Annotated in this window: 26 protein-coding genes; 19 read left to right on the top strand and 7 right to left on the bottom strand. The window is 59.2% G+C overall.

What is annotated here, in order from left to right:
- Positions 1-15: 15 nt before the first annotated feature.
- Together KO538_RS05740 and KO538_RS05735 are read right to left on the bottom strand one after the other, a co-directional pair.
- Positions 16-804, bottom strand: a complete 789-nt coding sequence (locus KO538_RS05740; RefSeq protein WP_034747444.1) for a spermidine synthase — start codon at positions 802-804, stop codon at positions 16-18.
- 97 nt (positions 805-901) lie between these two features.
- A complete protein-coding gene (locus KO538_RS05735) occupies positions 902-1,414 on the bottom strand; it encodes a glycine zipper 2TM domain-containing protein (RefSeq protein ID WP_034785134.1) in 513 nt (170 codons plus the stop codon).
- Positions 1,415-1,815: 401 nt separating this feature from the next.
- Here KO538_RS05735 and KO538_RS05730 point away from each other — a divergent pair, with 401 nt between their 5' ends.
- The 5 genes from KO538_RS05730 to KO538_RS05710 all read left to right on the top strand — a co-directional run bounded on the left by KO538_RS05730 (position 1,816) and on the right by KO538_RS05710 (position 7,146).
- Complete coding sequence (locus KO538_RS05730; protein ID WP_034747450.1) at positions 1,816-2,214, top strand: barstar family protein; 399 nt, start codon at positions 1,816-1,818, stop codon at positions 2,212-2,214.
- A gap of 156 nt (positions 2,215-2,370) precedes the next feature.
- Positions 2,371-2,979 (top strand): phosphoribosylglycinamide formyltransferase, encoded by a 609-nt coding sequence (gene purN / locus KO538_RS05725; protein WP_034747453.1) that lies wholly within the window; start codon positions 2,371-2,373, stop codon positions 2,977-2,979.
- 21 nt (positions 2,980-3,000) lie between these two features.
- Positions 3,001-4,320 (top strand): RsmB/NOP family class I SAM-dependent RNA methyltransferase, encoded by a 1,320-nt coding sequence (locus KO538_RS05720; protein WP_219327668.1) that lies wholly within the window; start codon positions 3,001-3,003, stop codon positions 4,318-4,320.
- 125 nt (positions 4,321-4,445) lie between these two features.
- Positions 4,446-5,804 (top strand): mechanosensitive ion channel family protein, encoded by a 1,359-nt coding sequence (locus KO538_RS05715; RefSeq protein ID WP_219327667.1) that lies wholly within the window; start codon positions 4,446-4,448, stop codon positions 5,802-5,804.
- 172 nt (positions 5,805-5,976) lie between these two features.
- On the top strand, positions 5,977-7,146 hold the full coding sequence (locus KO538_RS05710; RefSeq protein WP_374106827.1) for a fatty acid desaturase: 1,170 nt from the start codon (positions 5,977-5,979) through the stop codon (positions 7,144-7,146).
- Positions 7,147-7,285: 139 nt separating this feature from the next.
- Here KO538_RS05710 and rpmG read toward each other — a convergent pair whose 3' ends face one another.
- The 3 genes from rpmG to radC form a co-directional block, all read right to left on the bottom strand.
- Complete coding sequence (rpmG, locus tag KO538_RS05705) at positions 7,286-7,453, bottom strand: 50S ribosomal protein L33 (RefSeq protein ID WP_010400929.1); 168 nt, start codon at positions 7,451-7,453, stop codon at positions 7,286-7,288.
- A 22-nt stretch (positions 7,454-7,475) separates the two neighbouring features.
- Positions 7,476-7,712: a 50S ribosomal protein L28 gene (gene rpmB / locus KO538_RS05700; RefSeq protein WP_010400928.1), complete on the bottom strand. Its 237-nt coding sequence runs from the start codon at positions 7,710-7,712 to the stop codon at positions 7,476-7,478.
- Between the two features lie 247 nt (positions 7,713-7,959).
- The gene (gene radC, locus KO538_RS05695; protein WP_070301434.1) at positions 7,960-8,634 is read right to left on the bottom strand and encodes a DNA repair protein RadC; all 675 of its coding nucleotides are present in this window, start codon (positions 8,632-8,634) and stop codon (positions 7,960-7,962) included.
- Positions 8,635-8,724: 90 nt separating this feature from the next.
- On the opposite strand from radC, the gene KO538_RS05690 reads away from it, so the two are divergent.
- The 7 genes from KO538_RS05690 to KO538_RS05660 all read left to right on the top strand — a co-directional run bounded on the left by KO538_RS05690 (position 8,725) and on the right by KO538_RS05660 (position 16,247).
- Complete coding sequence (locus KO538_RS05690; protein WP_219327665.1) at positions 8,725-10,731, top strand: LamG domain-containing protein; 2,007 nt, start codon at positions 8,725-8,727, stop codon at positions 10,729-10,731.
- 118 nt (positions 10,732-10,849) lie between these two features.
- A complete protein-coding gene (locus KO538_RS05685) occupies positions 10,850-11,305 on the top strand; it encodes a peptidylprolyl isomerase (protein WP_034747468.1) in 456 nt (151 codons plus the stop codon).
- Between the two features lie 9 nt (positions 11,306-11,314).
- Positions 11,315-12,262 carry a 4-hydroxy-3-methylbut-2-enyl diphosphate reductase gene (ispH, locus tag KO538_RS05680; protein ID WP_034747471.1) on the top strand — a complete coding sequence of 316 codons (948 nt, stop codon included), beginning with the start codon at positions 11,315-11,317 and terminating at the stop codon, positions 12,260-12,262.
- A gap of 295 nt (positions 12,263-12,557) precedes the next feature.
- Positions 12,558-13,487 carry a branched-chain amino acid ABC transporter permease gene (locus tag KO538_RS05675; protein WP_034747477.1) on the top strand — a complete coding sequence of 310 codons (930 nt, stop codon included), beginning with the start codon at positions 12,558-12,560 and terminating at the stop codon, positions 13,485-13,487.
- A gap of 22 nt (positions 13,488-13,509) precedes the next feature.
- Positions 13,510-14,727, top strand: coding sequence for an ABC transporter ATP-binding protein (locus tag KO538_RS05670; RefSeq protein WP_034747480.1), 1,218 nt, complete (start codon positions 13,510-13,512; stop codon positions 14,725-14,727).
- A gap of 12 nt (positions 14,728-14,739) precedes the next feature.
- Positions 14,740-15,513 carry an ABC transporter ATP-binding protein gene (locus tag KO538_RS05665; RefSeq protein ID WP_034747484.1) on the top strand — a complete coding sequence of 258 codons (774 nt, stop codon included), beginning with the start codon at positions 14,740-14,742 and terminating at the stop codon, positions 15,511-15,513.
- Positions 15,514-15,524: 11 nt separating this feature from the next.
- Positions 15,525-16,247 carry an ABC transporter ATP-binding protein gene (locus tag KO538_RS05660; RefSeq protein WP_219327747.1) on the top strand — a complete coding sequence of 241 codons (723 nt, stop codon included), beginning with the start codon at positions 15,525-15,527 and terminating at the stop codon, positions 16,245-16,247.
- A gap of 115 nt (positions 16,248-16,362) precedes the next feature.
- On the opposite strand, the gene KO538_RS05655 is transcribed toward KO538_RS05660, so the two are convergent.
- Entirely contained in the window at positions 16,363-16,929 is a 567-nt protein-coding gene (locus tag KO538_RS05655) for a phasin family protein (RefSeq protein ID WP_034747490.1), read from the bottom strand.
- 350 nt (positions 16,930-17,279) lie between these two features.
- On the opposite strand from KO538_RS05655, the gene KO538_RS05650 reads away from it, so the two are divergent.
- The 3 genes from KO538_RS05650 (at position 17,280) to pbpG (ending at position 20,187) form a co-directional block, all read left to right on the top strand.
- Positions 17,280-18,197: a DMT family transporter gene (locus KO538_RS05650; protein ID WP_034747493.1), complete on the top strand. Its 918-nt coding sequence runs from the start codon at positions 17,280-17,282 to the stop codon at positions 18,195-18,197.
- A 21-nt stretch (positions 18,198-18,218) separates the two neighbouring features.
- Positions 18,219-18,938 carry a nitroreductase gene (locus KO538_RS05645; RefSeq protein ID WP_219327664.1) on the top strand — a complete coding sequence of 240 codons (720 nt, stop codon included), beginning with the start codon at positions 18,219-18,221 and terminating at the stop codon, positions 18,936-18,938.
- A gap of 175 nt (positions 18,939-19,113) precedes the next feature.
- Positions 19,114-20,187, top strand: a complete 1,074-nt coding sequence (gene pbpG, locus KO538_RS05640; RefSeq protein WP_219327663.1) for a D-alanyl-D-alanine endopeptidase — start codon at positions 19,114-19,116, stop codon at positions 20,185-20,187.
- 32 nt (positions 20,188-20,219) lie between these two features.
- On the opposite strand, the gene KO538_RS05635 is transcribed toward pbpG, so the two are convergent.
- Positions 20,220-20,999: an IclR family transcriptional regulator gene (locus tag KO538_RS05635; RefSeq protein ID WP_034747499.1), complete on the bottom strand. Its 780-nt coding sequence runs from the start codon at positions 20,997-20,999 to the stop codon at positions 20,220-20,222.
- 154 nt (positions 21,000-21,153) lie between these two features.
- On the opposite strand from KO538_RS05635, the gene KO538_RS05630 reads away from it, so the two are divergent.
- The 4 genes from KO538_RS05630 to KO538_RS05615 all read left to right on the top strand — a co-directional run bounded on the left by KO538_RS05630 (position 21,154) and on the right by KO538_RS05615 (position 23,963).
- Positions 21,154-21,537 (top strand): diacylglycerol kinase, encoded by a 384-nt coding sequence (locus KO538_RS05630; RefSeq protein WP_034747502.1) that lies wholly within the window; start codon positions 21,154-21,156, stop codon positions 21,535-21,537.
- A 130-nt stretch (positions 21,538-21,667) separates the two neighbouring features.
- A complete protein-coding gene (locus KO538_RS05625; RefSeq protein WP_034747505.1) occupies positions 21,668-22,672 on the top strand; it encodes a sulfate ABC transporter substrate-binding protein in 1,005 nt (334 codons plus the stop codon).
- Positions 22,673-22,716: 44 nt separating this feature from the next.
- Entirely contained in the window at positions 22,717-23,283 is a 567-nt protein-coding gene (locus tag KO538_RS05620) for an alpha/beta hydrolase (protein WP_034747509.1), read from the top strand.
- Positions 23,284-23,324: 41 nt separating this feature from the next.
- Entirely contained in the window at positions 23,325-23,963 is a 639-nt protein-coding gene (locus KO538_RS05615) for a peroxiredoxin (RefSeq protein ID WP_034747512.1), read from the top strand.
- Positions 23,964-23,993 lie beyond the last annotated feature (30 nt).

The raw sequence follows: 23,993 nt of genomic DNA, 5'->3' as shown, positions 1-23,993 counted from the left end.
TGGACAGGCCGGCGGTTACAGGGTGCTGACGATGCCCTTGACCCAGGATTTGGCGGGCAGCTTGGTCTCGGCGACGATCTGCTTTGCGCGCTCGAGCAGAGCGGCTTGCGCTTCGGCATCGAGCGCCACTTTCGTCTTGAACGCGATCGCCACCACGTTCCCATCATGGACTTCCGGCAGGCAGATCACCTGTTCAAACGCAAACTTCATCGCCTTGATGTTTTTCGCGTAGCTGGGATGGTCGCCAAACAGGTTGACGGTCATGATGCCGTGCGGCGCCAGGCAGGCGCAGCAGGCGGTATAGAAATCGGCGCTATCGAGCACAGGACCGCGCGCCGTGGCGTCATACAAGTCCACCTGCAGGGCGTCCAGGGTGCCGTGATTGGCGTCGTCGTTGACGTAGTCGAGCGCATCCATCTCGCGCACGTGCAGGCGCTCGTCGTTGGGCGGCAGCTTGAACATCGATTCGCAGATGGTGATGACGGACGGATTCAGTTCGATGGCCTCGACTTGCGCCTGCGGGAACTGGCGGTAGCAGAACTTGGTCAGCGCGGCCGTGCCCAGGCCCAGCTGGGCGATACGCTGCGGCTGCTCGATCCACAGCATCCACGCCATCATCTGCTGCGCGTATTCGAGTTCCGGCCAGTCCGGCTTGCGGATGCGCATGGCGCCCTGCACCCATTCCGTGCCGAAATGCAGATAGCGCACGCCATCCATTTCCGACAGGGTGACAGGGGCGTAGCGTGGCTTGCGCGCTGGGCGCGAGGATTCGACTTGTTCGATGGATTTTCGTTTGATAAGCATAAGGCGGCCTGAAAGTGTGCCGCATTATAGCCCGTGCCGGAGCGCCATAAAAAATGCCAGCCGCTGGGGCTGGCATGGTATGGGCCGGTTGCTACTCTTACTGTTGTGCGGGCTCGATCGATACACGCAGTCGGATGCGCTCGCCCGGATCGTAGGACATGATGCTCGTGTAGTTGCGGCCGCGGTAGTCGTAGGTGACCTGGTAGCCATTGTTGCGCGATTCCCAGTGGTCGACCTGGCGGCATTGCTTGACGGCTTGTTCCTGCATGCCACCCTGGTAATTGTTCTGGTTGTCGACACGGTCGCCGACGACGGCGCCGGCAATCGCGCCAGCGGCTGCGGCGGCCGTGCGGCCATTGCCGCCACCGACCTGGCTACCGAGCAGGGCGCCAGCGATACCGCCGACGATGGAGCCGCCAGCGCTGCGCTGTTGCGGCGGCGCCTGGACTTGCACGTATTCCGTACGGCATTCCTGGCGTGGACGGTTGATCTGTTCGACTTGCGGCACGACGCGCACGACCTTGCCGAAATCTTCAAAGTCGGCGGCCTGGGCGAGTGGCAATGCACCGATACAAAGGGCTGACATCATCAATTTGGCTTGCAAGTTCATTTGTAACCTCGTTATCTAGAGAATCTTTCAGGGTATTTTTTACAACTTGGGACTATAGTAATCCCGCCAGACCGGGACAAGTGTTTCGGCTGGCAACAAAATGTAACAGCCCAAGTCCCTTGCCCCACAGTCTGTAACATGCACTTTCAATCGATACAAGATGTTGAAATGACTTGAAACCAGCGGTTTGTAACAAATCTTGCGTTTGACATCATATTCGGGTTGATTCATGCAGGACAACACGTTACCCTAATACGCGTATGGCTTATATAAAATCGCACTGAATCGCATAAAAGTTGATACAGATCGAATCACCGCGTGCGCATTGACCCGCGTGCGGGGATGCAATAAGAAGAGCAGCTAGAAGAGATCCATACATAACAGGTCGATTTGAGGGAAAAATGAGTTTGTTACTAACCGTGCCGCCCAACCTTGTCCAGTCCATCCGTGCCTTTCGCGTGACCGAATTACAAGACGAGGCGATCCGTCTCGGGCAGCACTTTTTATATGCGCATTGCAACGCTGGACAGACCAAACAACAAGTCATCGGCATTATTGCAGAAGCATTCCTGTTTCCGAAAAACCTGGCGAAGAATTTCGATGCGCTGCGCCTGTGCCTGACGGACACCATGTTCAAGGCGGGCACGCAGACAGGCTTCCTGGTGGTGCTCGAGCAATTGCCAAATACGCAAAAATTCGACAAGGAAGCGCGCGAGATCCTGCTCGACGTGTTCCGCGACGCGGCCGACTACTGGGCCGAGAAAAAAGTCCCGTTCCGCGTCTTCTATTCGTTCGAGTAAACACTTACTCACGTTGTGATAGCGTAAAATCAGCCTTTTTCCGGCTTGGCAGGCAGCATTGTCCGGCGAAAGCGCTTGTTGTGCGATCATGTTGCGGCGCAACAATATCGCCGGCCTTTCTTGGTTCGCATCGCCATAGCGGGTACAATGCGCGCTATGAAAAATATCGTTATCCTCATTTCCGGACGCGGCAGCAACATGGAAGCGGTCGTACGCGCGGCGCAAGCCGAGCAATGGCCAGCCCGTATTGCCGCCGTCATCAGTAACCGGGCCGATGCCCAGGGATTGGTTTTTGCCGCGGAACATGGGATAGCGACCGCAGTCGTTGCCAACAAGGATTATGCCAGCCGCGAACAGTTCGATGCGGCGCTGCAAGCCGTGATCGACGGTTTTGCCCCCGACCTGGTCGTGCTGGCCGGTTTCATGCGCATCCTGACGCCGCCCTTCGTCGAGCATTACGCGGGGCGCATGCTCAATATCCACCCGTCGCTGCTGCCGTTGTTCCCGGGCATGGCGACACACCGCCAAGCGCTCGAGGCTCGTGTAACGGAACACGGCGCGACCGTGCATTTCGTGACTGCCGAGCTCGATCATGGCCCGGCCGTGGCAAGCGCGAAAGTCCCCGTCTTGCCAGGCGACACAGAAGAGAGCTTATCGGCGCGCGTGCTGGTACAGGAACATCTGCTTTACCCGCGCGCCATCCGCCTGTTCATTGACGATAAACTGTCAGTCGAGCATGGCCAGGTCCGCGTGGACCCTCAATAAAATATTACAGAAAGAATAACAATGAGATTGCCACCAGCGATACTTGCCAATGCTGAAGAAGTATTGCGCGAAATTTTACGTTTCACGGCCCCGGCCGACACCACTCTGTCGCGCTATTTCCGCGACCATCCGCGCCTCGGTTCGCGCGAACGCGGCGCCATTGCCGAAGGCATCTATGCCGTGCTGCGCAACAAATCGTTCTTCACGGACTTCGCCGAAGCGGGCAGTGGCCCGACCATGCGCCGTTTGACCATCCTCGGCCTGGCCGAAGCGGTGGGCGCCGATTCGCTGGGTGGCCTGACGGAAGAAGAAGTGGAATGGCTGGAACGCATCACGCAGATCGACCGCAGCCTGATGCCGTCGAACATGCGCGCCAACATGCCGACCTGGCTGTTCGACAAGCTGATCGCCCAGTTCGGCGAAGCGGAAACCATGAAGCTGGCCGATGCGCTGAACGCGCCGGCGCCGCTGGACTTGCGCGTGAACTCGCTCAAGGCCACGCGTGACGACGTGATGCTGGCCCTGGCCGAAGCGCCGATCCTCAGCACGCCGACGCCATATGCGCCGCTGGGCTTGCGCGTGATCAAGAAGCCATCGTTGCAAAACCTGCCATTGTTCCAGAGCGGCGCCATCGAAGTGCAAGATGAAGGCAGCCAGATCCTGTCGCAAATCGTCGGCGCCAAGCGCGGCGAAATGGTCGTCGATTTCTGTGCCGGCGCGGGCGGCAAGACGCTCGCATTGGGCGCACTGATGCGCAACACGGGCCGTTTGTACGCATTCGACGTGTCGGAAAAGCGTCTGGCCAAGCTGAAGCCGCGCATGGCCCGCAGCGGCCTGTCGAACGTGCATCCGGTGCAGATCGCGCATGAGCGCGATGCCAAGATCAAGCGTCTGGCCGGCAAGATCGACCGCGTGCTGGTCGATGCCCCATGTAGCGGCCTGGGTACCCTGCGCCGCAATCCGGACGTGAAATGGCGCCAGCAGCCGAACTCGATCGTCGAGCTGCAAGCCAAGCAGGCAGCCATCCTGGCCGGCGCGGCACGCCTCGTCAAGGGCGGCGGCCGTCTGGTGTACGCCACCTGCAGCTTCCTGAACGAAGAAAACGATTTTATCGCCGAGCAATTCCTGGCGGCCCATCCGGACTTCACCCTGGTGCCGATGAACAAGGTGCTGGCCGAACAGAAGATCGAGCTGGAAATGGGCGACTACCTGAAATTGTTACCGCACTTGCACCAGACCGACGGCTTCTTCGCCGCCGTGTTCGAGCGCAAGGTCATGCCGAAAAAAGTCTACGCCGATGAAAAACCGGCCGACGACGTTGACGCCGAGCCAGCCGAATAAGTTTGTCACCGGCCATCGCTGCAGCATCGCAGCGCTGGCCATGCACTTGCGCCAGCCAGTCTGGCGCAGGCTGTGGGCACCCCGCCCGTTTGTTTTCCCGCACCACCTTCCAGATTCCATCCGCCATGAATGAAACCCCGCTGCTCAACCTGATCACTGACTTTGTCGACGATTTCCGTCAACCGGCCATCCTGTGGCAGGCGCTGGTCATCGTTGCCTGCCTGGCCCTGAGCTGGCTGCTGGTGCGGCAGTTGCGCGTGTTCCTGCACCAGCGGGCCGAGGCGGCCGCCACGCCGGCCACGCCGGAAACCCTGCAGCGCACCGATAGCTTTATCCGCATCCTGACGCCCGTGCTGGCGGCCATGCTGCTGGGCATTGCGCAGCATTTCCTGGCCAAGTTCCAGTCAGTGAATCTGCTCAGCATCGCCATCCCCCTGTGCACGTCGATGGCGCTGGTGCGCTTCGGTTTTTACGTGCTGCGCCGCATTTTTGCCCGCCATGGCGATATCAGCCCCACCATGTTGCTGCTGGAAAAGATCTTCACGATCGTTGTATGGGCCGGCATGGCCCTGTACATCACGGGCCTGTGGCCGGAACTGCATACCTTCCTGGAAAGCATCGTCGTGCCGCTGGGACGCAACAAGGTGTCCGTGGCTGCCATCTTGCAAGCCGCTATTTCCGTGGCCGTGCTGCTGGTGCTGGCCATGTGGGCCGGCACTTCGCTCGACGAGCGCCTGATGAAAATGCAGGGCCTGCACACCTCCTTGCGCGTGGTGCTGTCGCGCATGGGCCGCGCCGTGCTGATCCTTGTTTCCGTGCTGGTCAGCCTGTCGCTGGTGGGCATCGACCTGACGGTGCTGTCCGTGTTTGGCGGCGCCTTCGGCGTGGCGCTGGGCTTTGGCTTGCAAAAGATCGCCGCGAACTTCGTCTCCGGTTTCATCATCCTGCTCGACCGCAGCCTCACCATCGGCGACATGATCACGGTCGGTCAATTTACGGGCAAGGTCACGCAGATCAATACGCGCTATACTGTGTTATTGGGTGGCGATGGGGTTGAATCCATCGTGCCCAATGAAATGCTGATTTCCGGCGGCGTGCAGAACATGTCGCTGAGCAACCGCATGGTCTGGCTGTCGACGGCCGTGTCGGTGGGTTACGAAACGGACCTGGACGTCATCTTCCCTTTGCTGGAAGAGGCGACCGCCAAGGTGCCGCGTGTGTCGCAAAGCAATCCGCCATCGGCTACCCTCGTGCGTTTCGGCGCCGACGGCCTCGATGTGCAGATCGGCTTCTGGATCGCGGATCCGGAAAACGGCACGGGCGGCGTGAAGTCGAATGTGAACCGCGCCATCTGGCGCACCTTGCAGGAACATAAGGTCACTGTACCGTTTCCGCAACGCGAATTGCGTATTGTTGGTACGCCTCCTGCCCCGCTCGCCAGCGCGGCAGACGGTGAGTCCGCGCCATCCGGCACCCAGCCTTAACCTCGCTGCCTGCCTCCGATTTTGCCTGATAGCACCCATTAGAGCGTACAATCACGCCTAAAATTAACTCTGCCGGACCTCCAGAGTCACTGGAGCGACCGTGCGCACGCCCTGTCCACTTGGAGTAGTAGTAATGACATTGAGTTCCGTTTTACACGACGTTTTGCAGTTCATGGCAACTGGCATTACCGATCTGTCCGCATGGCAAGTTTTCCTGTACACCATGGTGGTCACCCACATCACGATCGCCAGCGTCACGATTTACCTGCACCGCCATCAGGCCCACCGGGCGCTGGAATTGCATGCGCTGCCCAGCCATTTCTTCCGTTTCTGGCTGTGGCTGACGACGGGCCAGGTCACCAAGGAGTGGGCCGCCATCCACCGCAAGCACCATGCCAAGTGCGATACGGAAGAAGATCCGCACAGCCCCGTGACGCGCGGCATCAAGAAAGTGTTCTGGGAAGGCGCCGAGCTGTACCGCGCTGAATCGAAGAACATGGAAACCATGGCCAAGTACGGCCACGGTACGCCGGCGGACTGGATCGAGCGCAATCTGTACACCAAATACAGCTGGTTGGGCGTGGTCATCCTTTTCTTCGTGAACTTCGCCCTGTTCGGCGTGATCGGCATTTCCGTGTGGGCCGTGCAAATGATGTGGATCCCGATCACGGCGGCCGGCATCATCAACGGCATCGGCCACTACTGGGGCTACCGCAACTACGACTGCGCCGACGCGGCCACCAACATCATTCCCTTCGGCATTTTGATCGGCGGCGAAGAGTTGCACAACAACCATCATACGTATGCGACGTCGGCCAAGCTGTCGTCGAAATGGTATGAAATCGATATCGGCTGGGCATATATCCGCGCGCTGGAAATGCTGGGCCTGGCCAAGGTGAAAAAACTGGCGCCGGAACCGAAGTTCTCGCACGGCAAGCTGGAAGCGGACTTCGAGACCTTGCAGTCCGTCATCGCCAACCGCTATGACGTGATGGCCAAGTATGCGAAATCGATCAAGCATGCCTGGAAAGAAGAACTGGAACACCTGAAGCACAAGGCCGAGCTGGAAAAGCGCTTCCTGAAATCGTCGCGCAAGCTGATGCAGCGCGAACCGGGCAAACTGGCCGATGCGCATCACGAACAGTTGTCGGAACTGTTCCAGCACAGCAAGGCGCTGGAAACCATGCACCACATGCGCGTGGAGCTGGGCGCCATCTGGGAGCGTTCGCACTTTACGCGCGAGCAATTGCTGCAAAAGCTGCAAGACTGGTGCACGCGCGCCGAAGCGTCGGGCATCAAGTCGCTGCAGGATTTCTCGTTGCGCCTGCGCAGCTACGCATAATTCAGTTGTTGTGTCATATCAAGGCCCTGGATTCCAGGGCCTTTTTTTCGTCCCGGCAAAAGGGGAGGGAGCCGGCTGAAAATCAGGGCGAAAAAAAACCGCTCATCGGAGCGGCTCTTTTTACAGAACACAAGATCAATTACTTGATTTTGGTTTCTTTGTACGTTACGTGCTTGCGTGCTTTAGGATCGAATTTCATGATCTCCATTTTCGCAGGCGTCGTACGCTTGTTTTTGGTAGTCGTGTAGAAGTGACCCGTACCGGCGGTCGATTCTAACTTGATTTTGTCGCGGCCTGATTTTGCCATGATAGCTCCCTTATTCTGCTAATTAGACTTTTTCGCCACGAGCGCGCATATCGACCAATACGGCGTCGATGCCGACTTTATCGATGACGCGCAGACCGGCGTTGGACAAACGCAGGGAGACCCAGCGGTTTTCAGATTCAACAAAAATACGACGATTCTGCAAGTTAGGCAAAAAACGACGTTTGGTTTTGTTGTTTGCATGGGAAACATTGTTGCCGACCATCGGCTTCTTCCCAGTGACTTGGCAAACACGTGCCATGGCGCACTCCTTAAAGATATTCCAAATTGGAAAAACGAGAGTATATCCAAAATAAGCAGATTTATCAATGACTTGCGAAAAACAATTGTGTCATGTTGTATTGAAATAATTTAACAATTTGACTTTTACCCTTCCTCATAGGGAAAAGCACTGGTAAACAGCGCTGTTTACTGCTAGACAAGCCTGCTGCCCTTGTCACGTATGTCCTTGTTTACACATGGTTAACTGCGGTGGAGCGGGCTCTGGCCTAGATTTGCCCATGTTCCGCAAACGAATGCACTTGCCGCCCGGCTACGACGAAATGGTCGAGGATGCGCACATCCACCAGCGACAAGGCTTGCACCAGCGCGCGCGTCAGCAGCAGATCCGATTCGCTGGGCTCGGGTGTGCCGGATGGGTGGTTGTGCGCCAGCATGACGCTGGCCGCGTTGTGCAGCAGTGCCTGCTTGACCACTTCGCGCGGATACACGCTGGTGTGGGTGAGGGTGCCGCGAAACATTTCCTGGGTCGTGATCAGCCGGTTCTTGACGTCCAAAAACAACACGTGAAACGCTTCATGCGCCAGGTTGCCCAGAGTCAGGCGTAAATAGTCTTTGACGGCGTGCGGTGAATTGAGGGCCTGGCCCGCCTGCAAGTCCTCGATGATGGCGCGCCGCGCCAGTTCCAGCACGGCTTGCAACTGGGCGAACTTGGCGCTGCCCATGCCATGCACGGCGGAAAAACTCACGAGGCTGGCGCCAAACAGGCCCCGCAAGGAGCCGAAGTGCTCGACCGTATCGCGCGCCAGCTCCACGGCGCTTTTGCCGCGCACGCCAGTGCGCAGGAAGACGGCCAGCAATTCAGCGTCCGACAGCGATTGTGCGCCATCCTCGATCAGGCGTTCGCGCGGCCGTTCGCCGGCCGGCCAATCCTTGATGCCCATGTTGCCTCCCCATCGCGCCCAGCTGGTCGTGGCGCCTGCCGATGATTGTCGCGCCTTCCCCGGGCGACCATGCTGCGCTAGCTCGTCTTTATGTCGGATCATGGTAAAAAAACAAAAAACCAAGATGCCCGGCCCGGGTATTTTCAGGCGCTATCATTTGCCTGTCGTTGCATTCCATGTAAGTTGCAACGACGGGGAGTCAGGGCCCTGAACTCAATGTCTTCCACTTGTTTTACAGGAGCAGTCATGCCGTACATCAAAGTTATCAATGGAGTCATGCAAGAGTTCAACGCCGCCGGCGTCAACACGGGCAAGGTCAGCGGCATCGGCCTCAATGCGCATGCGTATCTGGAACACCGTAACTGGAGCGTTACCGCACCGCTCGCTCCGGACCCGAAGTATCCCGATTACAGCACCGATTTTCCGTATCTTGCCGCCAACGGCTTCAAGTACCTTCAGGTGATGCTGGCGCCTTTCAAGGGCAAGGATGGCTATTGGAACTGGGGCGAAGTTGTTGGTGAGCCAAAGTTCGCAAGCGACAACACGCTAACCGATGTGAATATCAAAGATTCGTACTGGCTTGCCATAACGGCGCTGCTCGATTGCGCGCTGGCCAATGGCATCGGCATCATTGCCTGCCCATTCTGGAATCCCTACGCCGTGCCGCAATTGGTGGGAGAGGCGGGCGCTGCGGGCGCTACAAAAGACGAGCAGGCCGCGGCCGCGCGGGTCGCACTGGTCAATCCACAGTCGAAAACGCGCCGCTACATGCGTGCCTTTGCGCAGGCTTTTGCGCAGCACTACAGCAACCACGCCGGCATCGCCGCCTGGATGGCCGCACAGGAACTGATGGGTGTGACCGGGATCAGCTTGACTGCTACCCGCGAAATCATCCAGGAGACGGCGCAATTGCTGCGCGCCAACGATGGTCTGGCGCGCATGATTTCTTCCGGTAATGCCGGCATTGCCCATACTTCGCCTCGTCAAGGTTCCTTGCAGCAATATATTGCGGAAACCCTGCCATTCGTGAATCCGGACCCGGTCGACTGTCTTTGTGAAAACCTGTTCCCGGGTAATGAATATGTGAGCAGCGCCTTGGGTGACAGCGCGGATTTGCCGGCCGACTTCGTCTCGTCTTCGCTCTCTTACCTGCAAGTGATGCAGCGTGCCGCACATACCTTGGGCAAGCCGTATTACCTTGGCAGCTTTTGCCTGTCGAAAAAACAGGAGCTGGCGTTGCAAGATACCGAACGGCAAGACAACTTGCATGCGTTGCTGAGCGCCATACGCCGTACGGGCGTGCAATTGGCATGCTATTGGGACTGGAATGGGGGAAAACCCATGGAGGACGACGGACTGAACCTGGTCGAGACGCCGGCCTACAGCAACGGACGCAAGGCTGTCTGGGACGCCTTGCGCGGCGAAGATGCCATGCGTCCGGCGCCGCCCACGCACTGCTTCGGCGTGACGAAGACCTTGCAGTTTCAGCCTGGTCTGATGCTCACCGTGCCTTCGTCCGTGCGCTACGAGAGTGCGGATTTTTCACTGTCGTATTGTATCCGGCAGCAGGCTTTCTCCTCGACCGTTGGTCAGGCGCAGGCTTTTGTCGCGCATCAGGCGGACAAGAAAGGATGGGCGCTGTTCAAGCAGGATATCAAGACGTTCCTGTCCATGTGGAACAGTGTTGGTACGGGCGTCAATAGCCATGGCCACGGCCTGCAGGTGGATATTGCCAACCGCTGGTTTCGCTGCACCTATACTGTCAAGCATGACGGGAGCATCAGCCTGTACGTCGATGATTTCCTGATGTACCAGAGCAACAAGATGACAAATCCATTCGTGCAGGCCGCCGGCACCCCCCTTGTGATCGGCCACCCCGTGCATGCGCTGGAGCAGGGCACGCCCGCCTGGCAGTTGTCGGACGTCATCCTGTACGACCGCGTGCTGACGCCCAAGGAAGTGTATGACTATGGCCAGTACGGCATCGTGCACCGGCCTGTGGGGCGCTGGAAGCTCGACGGCAACCTGGAAGACAGCTCGGGCTTCGGCAATCATGCGAGCACGCCTGGCCAGTTGGTGTACGTCAACGTCGGATAAGTGACAGGGCGCGCGGTCATGTTTTTTGACAAAAGCATGGCCGCGCCGAGATGGCATGGGGCGCGCTGGCTCAGGGTGGCTTACAATATCGTTTTGCACCAGTTACTTGAAAACTACTATGTCCAACGAGCAACCAGCAGTCGTCACCGAAGCGGCTTACCTCACCCTGCATTATCGTCTTGCTACTGTTGACGGTACTGACATTGTCACGACCTTCAGCGGCAATCCCGCGACCTTGATGCTGGGACAGGGCCAACTGGCGCCATTCCTCGAGCAGCGTCTGCTGGGCTTGCCTGAAGGCACGCACCAGACGTTCGAGCTGGCGGCGGGCGAAGGCTTTGGCGAGCGCAATCCCGAGCTGGTGCAGTCCGTCTCGCGCGCTACCCTGGACGAAAACTCCGTGCCGGGCGCCGACTACAAGATCGGCGACCTGGTCGACTTCGCCGCGCCGGGCGGCGGCCGCTTTGCCGGTGTGCTGCGCGAATTGCGTGACGATTCGGCCCTGTTCGACTTCAACCATCCGCTGGCCGGCCAGCCGCTGCGTTTTGAAGTCAAGCTCATTTCGGTCCTGTAAGGAGTAGCGATGGATAAAGAACTGTTACTGGCCCAGCCCCGCGGTTTTTGCGCTGGCGTCGACCGGGCGATTGAAATCGTCGAACGCGCCTTGCAGCAATTTGGCGCACCGATCTATGTGCGCCATGAAATCGTCCATAACGCCTATGTGGTGGCCGATTTGCGCAACAAGGGCGCCATTTTCATCGACGACCTCGATGACGTGCCTGCCGGCAATACGCTCGTGTTTTCCGCCCACGGCGTGTCGAAAGCCGTGCGTGCCGAGGCGGAATCGCGCGGCCTGAGCATTTTTGATGCGACTTGCCCGCTGGTCACCAAGGTGCACATGGAAGTGGGCAAGATGCGCCGCGAAGGCCGCGAGATCATCATGATCGGCCACGATGGCCATCCCGAGGTCGAGGGCACGATGGGCCAGGCCGATATGGGCATGCATCTGGTGGAAACGCTCGACGATGTGGCGAAATTGCAGGTCGCCAATCCGGAGAGCCTGGCCTATGTTTCGCAAACAACGTTGTCAGTTGACGACACCAGCGACATTATTGCGGCTTTGAAAGCGAAATATCCGAATATCGCCGAGCCGAAAAAAGGCGACATTTGCTACGCCACCACGAACCGCCAGGAAGCCGTGAAATTCATGGCGCCGCTGGTGGAAGTGGTGATCGTCGTGGGCAGCCCGAACAGCTCGAATTCGAACCGCCTGCGCGAAGTGGCAGACAAGATGGGCACGCCTGCCTACATGGTCGACAATGCCTCGCAGATCGACCCGGCGTGGCTGGAAGGCAAGCTGCGCGTGGGTGTCACGGCTGGCGCCTCGGCGCCCGAGGTGCTGGTGCAGGCCGTCATCGACCGCTTGAAAGAGTGCGGCGTGAAGAGCGTGCGCCCGCTTGACGGCGTGCAGGAAGCCGTTACGTTCCCGATGCCGAAAGGCCTCGACGGCATCAAGCGCGACGTCGCCTGAGGCTGTACGGCTGCTGAGTATCGATGAAATAGTTACCTCAAAACCGAATTTAATTCGGAAATGATTGATTTATTCCAAGCTTAGTTTTTGCAAAAGATCGTTATGATTGCCTCAAGCTTGAATATGTTGTCGTTATGACTAAGCAAGGTCACGCCCGTTTTGAGTGCGTGCACCATGCTGGTGAGAACGGTCCAGGGATGGCACTGCAGGAATTCTTCCTCCGGTGCCGTTTTTGTATCAGCGGCATGTTCTGGCGGAAGTTGTTCCCGAAAAATGCATATTTGATAGGGCAATCATGGATACATTCATCCAGCAGATCATTAACGGCTTGGTGTTGGGCAGCATGTATGCCTTAGTCGCCCTCGGTTACACCATGGTGTACGGCGTGTTGAACCTGATCAACTTCGCCCACGGCGACGTGCTCATGATCGGGGCCATGGTGGGCTTGACCATCCTCAAGCTGCTGGGCATCTATGTGCCCGACTGGCCCGGCTATCTGAAACTGGCCACCGCCATCCTCGGCGCCATACCCATCTGTATTCTGGTCAATATCATCATTGAGCGGGTCGCCTACCGCCGCCTGCGCAACGCCCCCCGCCTCGCCCCCCTGATTACCGCCATCGGCGTCTCCATCCTGCTGCAAACCTTCGCCATGATGATCTGGACGCGCAATCCCTTGCCCTTCCCGCAATTGCTGTCGACCGACCCCATCAACATAGGCGGCGCCGTGATTTCGCAAACGCAAGTGTTGCTGCTGGCCCTGGCCGCGCTGTCGATGGGCGGACTGGTGTTGCTGGTGGAAAAAACCCGCATGGGCCGCGCCATGCGCGCCACGGCGGAAAACCCCCGCGTGGCAGGGCTGATGGGCGTCGATTCCGACAAGGTCATCGTGGCCACCTTTGCCATCGGCGCCGCGCTGGCGGCCGTGGCCGGCGTGATGTGGGGCGCCAACTATGCCTCCATTCAATTCTCCATGGGCGCCATTCCCGGCCTGAAAGCGTTTTGTGCGGCGGTGCTGGGCGGCATCGGCAATATCTACGGCGCCATGCTGGGCGGTATCTTGCTGGGCATTATCGAAAGCCTGGGCGCCGGCTATATCGGCGACATCACGGGCGGCTTCCTGGGCAGCCACTACCAGGATATCTTTGCCTTCGTCGTGCTGATCATCGTGCTGACCCTGCGCCCGTCCGGCATCATGGGCGAACGCGTGGCCGACCGTGCCTGATGTGAAACTGGGAGATTAAATCATGGCACTACTCGATTTCGACGCAAAAAAGAATCCCGCCAAGGCCTACGCCGGCATGCTGGGCCTGGCCGCGCTGCTGATGGTGTTCCCGTTTTTTGCCGCCCAGTTCGGCAACTCGTGGGTACGCATCATCGACATGGCCTTGCTGTACATCATGCTGGCCCTGGGCTTGAACATCGTCGTCGGCTTTGCCGGCCTGCTCGACCTCGGCTACATCGCCTTCTACGCCGTGGGCGCCTACCTGACGGCCCTGCTGGCGTCGCCCCAGTTCGCCATTCTGCTCGAATCGGTGGTGAATCAATATCCGGTGCTGGGCGAAACCCTGGTGCAGCTGATGGGGCCGGAAATCCGCGAGAACGGCATCCATTTGTCGATCTGGATCATCGTGCCGTTGGCCGCCTTTGTTGCTGGCCTGTTCGGCGCCCTGCTGGGCGCGCCCACCTTGAAGCTGCGCGGCGACTACCTGGCCATCGTGACCCTGGGCTTTGGCGAGATCATCCGCATCTTCATGAACAATTTGAATGACCCGATCAATTTCACGAACGGGCCGCAAGGCATCAATCTGATCGATCCGATCCGCATCTTTGGCGTCAACCTGGCGGGCGAGGCGGGCACCAACAGCACCGTGACGGTGGCCGGTTTTTCCATGCCGTCAGTGAACGCCTATTACTTTTTGTTCCTCTTCCTGTGCATCGCTGTCGTGTTCGTCACCAAGCGGCTCCAGCATTCGCGCCTGGGCCGCGCCTGGGTCGCCATCCGCGAAGACGAGATCGCCGCCAAGGCCATGGGCATCAATACGCGCAACGTGAAATTGCTGGCCTTTTCCATGGGCGCCTCGTTCGGCGGCGTGGCGGGCGCCATGTTTGCCTCGTTCCAGGGTTTTGTCTCGCCGGAATCGTTTTCCCTGACGGAATCGATCGCCGTGCTGGCCATGGTGGTGCTGGGCGGCATCGGCCATATCCCCGGCGTGATCCTCGGCGGCGTGATCCTCGCTTCGATACCGGAAGTGCTGCGCCACGTGGTGGAGCCGGCCCAGCAGGCGCTGTTCGGCCACGTGGTGATCGAGGCGGAAGTGCTGCGCCAGTTGCTGTATGGCCTGGCCATGGTGTTGATCATGCTCAACCGTCCTGCCGGCCTGTGGCCATCGCCGAAGCACGAAGACCGGCCCGACCACGACGTCGACCAGCCGAACAAATCCACCGGCGTCGTGTCCGCTTAAGGGAGGGATAGCATGAGCGAACAGATCATTCTCAATATTGCCGGCGTGAATAAACGTTTTGGCGGCTTGCAAGCGCTCACCGACGTGGGCATCACCATCCGGCAAGGCCAGATCTACGGCTTGATCGGCCCGAACGGCGCCGGCAAGACGACGTTTTTCAACGTGATCACCGGCCTGTACCAGCCCGACACGGGCACTTTCGAGCTGGCCGGCAAACCGTATTCGCCATCCGCGCCGCACAAGGTGGCCAAGGCGGGCATTGCGCGCACCTTCCAGAATATCCGTTTGTTTGGCGACATGACGGCGCTGGAAAACGTCATGGTGGGGCGCCATGTGCGCTCGCACCAGGGCGTGTTCGGCGCCATCTTCCGCCACAAGGCGGCGCGCGAGGAAGAGGCGTCCATCCGCAAGCGGGCCATGGAGTTGCTCGACTTCGTCGGCATCGCCCAGTTCGCCAGCCGCACGGCGCGCTTCTTGTCGTATGGCGACCAGCGGCGCCTGGAAATCGCCCGCGCGCTGGCCACGGACCCGCAACTGCTGGCGCTCGATGAGCCGGCGGCGGGCATGAATGCGACGGAAAAGCTGGCTCTGCGCGAGTTGCTGGTGAAAATCAAAGCCGAAGGCAAGACCGTGCTGTTGATCGAGCACGACGTGAAACTGATGATGGGATTGTGCGACCGCATCACCGTGCTCGAGTATGGCAAGCGCATCGCGGAAGGCTTGCCGGCCGAAATACAACAAAACCCGGCCGTCATCGAGGCTTATCTGGGAGGGTCGCACGCATGAGTAACGCTGGCTTGAGCAAGAATATATTGAAGGTATCGGGTCTGCACGTGGCCTACGGCGGCATCAAGGCAGTGAAAGGCATCGACCTGGAAGTCAATCAGGGCGAGCTGATCGCCCTGATCGGCGCGAACGGCGCCGGCAAGACGACGACCTTGAAAGCCATCACGGGCACTTTGCCGGCCTGCAAGGTCGAAGGCACGATCAGCTACCTGGGCGAGTCGCTCAAGGGCACGAAATCGTTCCATCTGGTGGAAAGGAAACTTGCCATGGTGCCGGAAGGGCGGGGCGTATTTACCCGCATGTCGATCCGCGAAAACCTCATGATGGGCGCCTACACGCGCACGGACAAGGCCGGTGTCGAGGACGATATCGCCCGCTGGTTCGACGTCTTTCCACGCCTCAAGGAACGGGCGGCGCAGATGGCCGGCACTTTGTCTGGCGGCGAGCAGCAGATGCTGGCCATGGCGCGGGCACTAATGAGCCATCCGAAGTTGTTGCTGCTCGACGAGCCGTCGATGGGCCTGTCGCCCATCATGGTCGAGAAAATTTTCGAGGTGATCCGCAAGGTGTCGTCCGAAGGCATCACGATCTTGCTGGTCGAACAGAATGCCCGTTTGGCCCTGCAAGCGGCGCACCGCGGCTATGTGATGGATTCCGGCCTCGTCACCATGGGCGGCAACGCGGCCGCCATGCTCGACGACCCGCGCGTCAAGGCGGCGTATCTGGGAGAGTAAGCGCGCATAAAAAATGCCCCAGCTGGGCTGGGGCATAATGGCATCCGTCGGGGAAGTACGGGATGGATGCCTGGAGGAGCAGGTACAGCGGACCGCCGTAGCGGTCGCGCAAGAATTACTTGGCGGCAGCGCGTGGCACGACTTTTTCAGCTGCTTGCGTGAACTGGTTCACGGCCGAGGTCAGGTTCGCTTCGATGGCTTCGACGGCTTGCTTGCTGGTTTTCGAGAATTGCTCGTAGCCAGCATTGGCGTTGCCGATGGCGCTTTTCAGGATGGCGACGGCGTTTTCCGAACCGGCTGGCGCGTTCTTGGTGACTTCTTCCACCAGGGACAGGACTTTGCGGTTGGTTTCAGCGATTTGCGATTCAGCAGCTTTGCTGAATTCGGCTTGGGTGCCCGACGTGATGGCAGCCAGGTGACGGCCGTAAGCGATGGCTTTTTCGGCGCTAGGCTGGGCTTGAGCAGCGCTCAGCGAGAAGAATTCTTGTGGATCTTTTGCCGACAGCAATTGCTTGGCGGCGGCGGTCGATTCTTCCAGGGTCGCTTTGGCAGCGGTCAGGTTCAGTTCGACGATCTTTTCGATGCCTTCGAAGGCTTTGCCCGTCAGCGACGAGAACAGGGCGAATTGGGCTTCCAGGTTGGCTTTGGTAGCGGACGAAAATTGCTCAGGAATTGAAAACATATAAATCTCCAAAAAATCGAAATCTGGTTAATTTGATGCTGCGTGTACCGTTTGGGAAAGCAGGTGAATCTAAATTTTTCAAGCTGAACAAGAATTGTGCAACGCAACAAACCCTATTCTACGGTGAAAAAAAACGAAGTCAAGCGTTTCTTGTGCGATGCAACAATTGAATAGATTTGGATCAAAAGTCATTGTTTCTAAAGAGAAATATTTGATTTCTGGGTGTCAATGGTTTATGCCTAAACTATCGTTTCCAGCGGCTACGGGGACGATTGCGGCGCAGCATGCTAGACTTTGCCTCCCGCACTGGCGCAGCACTTGGTGCCGATCCTGTTTCCCGAGTTGATACCATGTCCAATCTTCCCGCCGCGGCTGGCGCCAGCGGCAAAGCCTCTCTTCTGACCACTCTGACGCCGATGGCCTTGCCTGGCTTCTTTGTGTTGTTATGGAGCACAGGCTTTATCGTGGCCAAGTTCGGCCTGCCGTACGCCCCCCCGCTGACTTTTTTGCTGCTGCGCTTCCTGGGCGTGCTGGTGATTCTGCTGCCGCTCGTGCTGCTGTTGCGCGCGCCGTGGCCCGTAGGACAGTTCCGCCAGATCGCCGTGGCCGGCATCTTGATGCAGGCAGGCTACTTGGCTGGCGTCTGGTGCGCCATCAAGCTGGGCATGCCGGCCGGCCTGTCCGCGCTGATCGTGGGCATGCAGCCCGTGCTGACGGCCTGCGCCGCACCGCTGATCGGCGAATCCGTGCGCCCGCGCCAGTGGCTGGGCCTGTTTTTTGGCTTGCTGGGCGTGGCCCTCGTCGTGTATGCGAAGATCAATCTCGTGGGCCTGACGGTGGAAAGCGTGCTGCTGTGCGTGTTCGCGCTGCTGTCGATGACGGCCGGCACCATGTACCAAAAACGCCACTGCCCGCAATTCGACTTGCGCACGGGCACGGTGGTGCAGTTTGCCGCCTCCATCGTCGTGGTCTTGCCATTCGCCCTGTATTACGAAGGGCTGGACCTGCATTTCAGCAATGTGCAATGGACGGCGAATTTCATCGGAGCCTTGCTGTGGTCGGTACTCGTGCTGTCCATCGGCGCCATCTTTCTGCTGTTCGCCCTGATCCGCCGCAGCGATGCCACGAAAGTGACGGGCTTGCTGTACCTGACGCCGCCCACGACGGCCGTGATGGCCTGGCTGATGTTCGGCGAAGCGTTCAATATGCTGGGCATCGCCGGCATGCTGGTGGCCGTGGTCGGCGTGGTGTTTGTCGTCAAGAAGTAGAGATAGCGGGAGAGCAGGGCAGTGAACAAGCAAGCATCCGAAACACCGTCAGCGCAGCAAGCCGTCGACGCCGTCATCCTGTCGCGCCGTTCGATCCGCGCCTTTTTGCCCACGCCGGTGGCGCAGGACGATATCGCGCGCATCCTGGAAGTGGCGGCGCGCGCGCCTTCGGGCGCCAACATGCAGCCGTGGAAAGTGTATGTGCTGTCGGGCGAGGCGCGCGCGCGGCTGTCGCGCCGCATCCTCGACGCCTATGCCGCACCGAAGGCTCCCGATGCGCCCGCGCGCACGGCGTCGTATATCTATTACCCGCGCCAGTGGACGGCGCCGTTCATCGAGCGCCGGCGCAAGATCGGCCTGGACCTGTACCAGCTGCTGGGCCTGGAGCGGAGCGACACGGCCGGCATGGCGGCTCAGCATGGACGCAACTTCCAGTTTTTCGATGCGCCCGTCGGGCTGATCTTTACCATCGAACGGGTGCTGGAGCAGGGTTCCTGGCTCGACTACGGCATGTTCTTGCAAAATATCATGCTGGCGGCGCGCGCGCGGGGACTCGACACGTGCCCGCAAGCGGCCTTCATCCACTACCATGACATCATCCGTGACGAGCTGGGCGTGTCGGCCAGCGAAATGGTGGTGTGCGGCATGGCCCTCGGCTATGCCGACCCGGACAAGGTCGAGAACCGCTTGAACACTGAACGCGAGCCGCTGGCCGGTTTTGTTAAATTCATGGACAAATAGACACGTCAGCGATGAGCACAAGCAAATAGCCGTCAAGGATGAGCTTGTTTGCTGATCGCTAACGATTTGTATTTCAGTACTGCAATAAATACTGTCCTAACTGTTAAATAGGCTTGCGAATACTCTGCATTTCGCTACACTGCAATAAGGCAACAGCTTCACGGGGAATTATCGAATGGCTAAGTTTAAACTTGCGCTGGGTATCCTGGCTTCCCTGCTGTTTGCACTGGCGCCGGCTGCGGCCGTGCACGCCAAGGAAGCGAACGGCAAATCCTCAGCCTCCAAGAAACAGAACACCAAGAAAGTCAAAGTCGTGCTGCGCAAGAGCGCGACGGCCGCGCCGCGCGAAAAGAGCGTGCGCCGGGTCGTCATGGTGCGCGGCAAACGCAAGGTCATCTATCAAAAAATCAGCAGCGTGGCCGTGCCCATGGCCGCACCGATGCCGACCATGGGCGACCTGGCGGGCCTGAATCTCACGCGCGATCCGCTCGACCTCAAGTCGAGCGTGGCGCTGGTGCTGGACCAGGCCAATTCGGAAGTGCTGTTTGAAAAGAATTCGAATGTGGCCCTGCCCATCGCCTCCATCACCAAGATGATGACGGGCCTGGTGGTCGTCGAAGCGCATCAGGACATGGATGAATTGCTGACGATCACGGACGAGGATGTCGATCGCGCCAAGTTCAGCAGCTCGCGCCTGAAAGTGGGTTCGCAATTGACGCGGGCGAATATGCTGCACATCGCCTTGATGAGCTCGGAAAACCGTGCCGCCTCGGCGCTGGGCCGCAATTATCCGGGCGGCTTGTCGGCGTTTGTCGACGCGATGAACAGCAAGGCGCGCCAGCTGGGCATGATGGATACGCATTACGTCGATTCCAGCGGCTTGTCGAAAATGAACGTGGCCAGTGCGCGCGACCTGGGCAAGCTGGCCATGGCCGCCTTCCGCCATCCGCTGCTGCGCGAGTACTCGACGGACCCGAAAGCCATCGTCGAAGCCAGCGGCCAGCCCATGCAGTTTGGCAATACGAATCACCTGGTGGCGAATCCCGGCTGGGAAATCGGCTTGCAAAAGACGGGCTTTATCAATGAGGCGGGACGTTGCCTGATGATGCAGGCTGTCATCGAAGGACGGGCCGTGATCATGGTCTTCCTCGATTCCAAGGGAAAACAGTCGCGCACGGCCGATGCGGGGCGCATGCGCAAGTGGCTGGAAGCCCTCAAGCCTGCCAACATGAGCTTGCCTGGCGGCTAAAAGAAACAGGGCAGCGTTGCTGCCCTGTTTCTTTAGTCTTGGGGTATAAAACCCAAAGTCACTGAAATCTGGTTCGCCGTTTCCACCAGGTCCACCAGCCACTCATCCTGCAGGCGGTCGGCTGGCGCCGAGATCGACAGGCCGGCGATCAGCTTGCCTGTATCGTCGCGGATGCCGGCGGCCATGCAGCGCACGCCCAGTTCCAGCTCTTCATTGTCGCGCGCATAGCCGCGCTCGCGCACCAGGCTCAGTTCGCGCTCAAGTTTTTGCAGATCCGTGATGGAATTCTTGTTGTGTCCGGCCAGGCCCGTGCGCGTGGCGTACGCGCGGATGGCTTTCGGCTCGTCCACGGAGAGGAACAGCTTGCCGGTCGAGGTCAGGTGCAGCGGGCCGCGGCCGCCGATGGCGCGCACCACCTGCATGCCCGAGCGTTCGGAAAAGGCACGGTCGATGTAGACGATCTCATCGCCCTGGCGCACGGACAGGTTGATCGTTTGCTGGGTTTTCTTGTGCAGCTGGCGCATGAAGTCCAGCGCCGCTTCGCGCACGCTGAGGCGGCTTTTCACCACATTGCCCAGTTCCAACAGGCGCATGCCCAGCCGGTACGTGCCCGGTTCGATGCGGTCGACAAAGCGCGTCAGCACCATGTCGTTGAGGATGCGGTGCGCCGTCGAGGGGTGTAGGCCCGATACTTTGGACAATTCCTTCAGGCTGACCGGGTCGGAATATTTGGCCAGGGCATCGAGCAGGGCGACCATGCGTTCGATGACCTGGATCGTCGTCTTCGGGGCAGCGACCGGTTCAATTTTCATGATGGATTTGGTGCAATGCAGTATTCATCCTTCTTTATACCATGATGTGAAAAAATAGTGAAATGTTCCGAGATAGATAGCGAATAAATTGTCACAATCCCTATTGTGCCCGTCATAATGCGTGGATAGCATGTGCTTTGAACCATGGAAAACTATGCAACCTGTAAATGAATTCAAGAGCAAAAGCGGCTTGAAACGGATTTTCTCCGCCTTTTTCTACTCGCTCGATGGCTTGAAAGCGGCCTGGCGCCACGAACATGCGTTCCGGCAGGAACTGGGCCTGTTCGTCGTCGGCACGGTGATCGCCTTGCTGCTGCGCGTTTCCGCGTTTGAAAAGCTGGTGCTGATCGGCGTGCTGCTGCTGGTGCTGATCGTCGAACTGATCAATTCGGCAATTGAAGCCGTGGTTGACCGCATTTCGCTCGAACGTCATCCGCTGTCGAAAAACGCCAAGGACTTTGGCAGCGCCGCCGTGCTGCTGACCTGCATCCTGGCCTTCGCCACCTGGGCCGTCATTTTGTTTAACCGTTTTTATTAACTGCTAAATCCCCGTTGCGCGCCGTCCATATGTGAAAAACGCATATCAAACGGCGAAACGCTTCGTTCTCTTTGCGGCCATGGCGCCGTAATCTGGTGGCTCTGCAAGTTCAACCACACGGGGATCTTAGATGCTGTCGAAAAAAATCATCATTGCCGCCGCCATCAGCGCGTTTGCCATTCTGCAAACGGCGCAGGCTGCCGATATCACCCTGCTCAACGTGTCGTACGACCCGACGCGCGAGCTGTATCAGGATGTGAATACGGCGTTTGCCAAGGAGTGGAAAGGCAAGACGGGCGACAACGTCAAGATCAAGCAATCGCACGGTGGTTCGGGCAAGCAGGCGCGCGCCGTCATCGACGGCCTGGAAGCGGATGTCGTCACCCTGGCCCTGGCCTATGACATCGATGCGCTGGCCGAGCACAAGCTGCTGGCCGGCGACTGGCAAAAGCGCTTGGCGCACAACAGCTCGCCTTACACCTCGACCATCGTCTTCCTGGTGCGCAAGGGCAACCCGAAAGGCATCAAGGATTGGAACGACCTGATCAAGCCAGGCGTCTCCGTCATCACGCCGAATCCGAAAACCTCGGGCGGCGCCCGCTGGAACCATCTGGCCGCGTGGGGTTACGCGCTGCGCCAGCCGGGCGGCAACGAAGCGAAGGCCAAGGATTTCCTCGGCAAGCTGTATAAAAACGTGCCCGTGCTCGATTCCGGCGCGCGCGGCGCCACCACCACTTTTGTTGAGCGCGGCATCGGCGACGTGCTGATCGCCTGGGAAAACGAGGCTTACCTGGCCGTCAAGGAACTGGGCCCGACCAAGTTCGACATCATCACGCCATCCGTCAGCATCCTGGCCGAGCCGCCCGTCGCCGTCGTCGACAAGTTTGCCGACAAGCATGGCACGCGCAAGGTGGCCGAGGCTTACCTGAACTACCTGTACACGGATGAAGCGCAAGACATCATCGCGAAGAATTACTACCGTCCGGCAACGGACAAGGCGGCGAAGAAATACGCGTCGCAGTTCGCCAAGGTCAACCTGTTCACCATCGAGCAAGTGGCGGGCGGCTGGACGGCTGCACAGAAGGCGCACTTTGCCGACGGCGGCATCTTCGACCAGATCTACCAGCCTAAGTAATACCGGATGGCACGATTGCCAGACCGTTACTAAAAGGACACATCATGGCGCTGCGCAGCTTTTCCGATTACCGGGTACTGATCGTGCCGGGCTTGCATAACAGCGGTCCCGAGCATTGGCAGAGCCGCTGGCAGCGCCTGTATCCGCAATTCGAGCGGGTCGAGCAGGACGACTGGAACGCGCCCGACCTGGCCACCTGGTCGGCGCGGCTGGACCAGGTGCGGCGGCAGGATGCGCGCCCGACCCTGATCGTCGCCCACAGCTTCGGCTGCCTGACGACGGCGCACAGCCTGGCCCGCGATCCGCAGGGCGTGGCCGGCGTGCTGCTGGTGGGACCAGCCGATCCCGACAAGTTTGGCGTGGCAAAGGCATTGCCGCAAAAGCGGCTGCCTTGCCCCGGCATCCTGATCGCCAGCCAGACCGATCCGTGGATGACGGCCGAACACGCGGCGCAGTGGGCACGGCGCTGGAATTGCAAGTATATTGATGGCGGTGCGCTGGGCCATATCAACGCCGAGTCGCGCCTTGGCGACTGGGTCTACGGCCAGGCGCAATTGCAAACGCTGTTTGATCTGGCGCAAAGCGACAAGCGCCACCGTCAGGCAGCCTGATTCGACCAACATCCCGATACACAACCTCACAGGAGATCACGATGACTTTACGCCTGGGCGATGTCGCCCCTGATTTTGAACAAGACAGCTCGATCGGCCCGCTCAAGTTCCACGAGTGGGCGGGCAATTCCTGGGTGGTGCTGTTTTCCCATCCGGCCGACTTTACCCCCGTATGCACGACGGAACTGGGCTTGACGGCCAAGCTCAAGCCGGAATTCGACAAGCGCAACGTAAAGGCCATCGCCCTGTCCGTGGACGCGGCCGAGTCGCACAAGAGCTGGATCAAGGATATCGAAGAGACGCAAAACACGGTCGTGGGCTTCCCCATCATCGCCGACGTCGACAAGAAAGTGTCGGTGCTGTACGACATGATCCACCCGGAACAGTCCGTAACGGCCACCGTGCGCTCCGTCTTCATCATCGACCCGAACAAAAAGGTGCGGCTGATCCTCACATATCCGCTGAGCACGGGCCGCAACTTCAATGAAATCCTGCGCGTCATCGACGCCCTGCAACTGACGGATGGCTACACCGTGGCCACCCCAGGCAACTGGAAAGACGGCGACGACGTCATCATTCCATTGACCGTGCAAGACCCGGACGTGATCAAGCAGAAGTATCCGAAGGGGTTTACGGCAGCGAAACCTTATCTTCGTCTGACGCCGCAGCCGAACAAGTAAGAACGGGGTCAGTCGCTTCGCGATTGAAAT

It is taken from the genome of Janthinobacterium sp. NKUCC08_JDC (genome assembly GCF_019345575.1).
Lineage (GTDB): Bacteria > Pseudomonadota > Gammaproteobacteria > Burkholderiales > Burkholderiaceae_D > Janthinobacterium > Janthinobacterium aestuarii.
The sequence above is the reverse complement of the archived record's forward strand: the minus strand, read 5'-3'. Positions and strand labels throughout refer to the sequence as shown.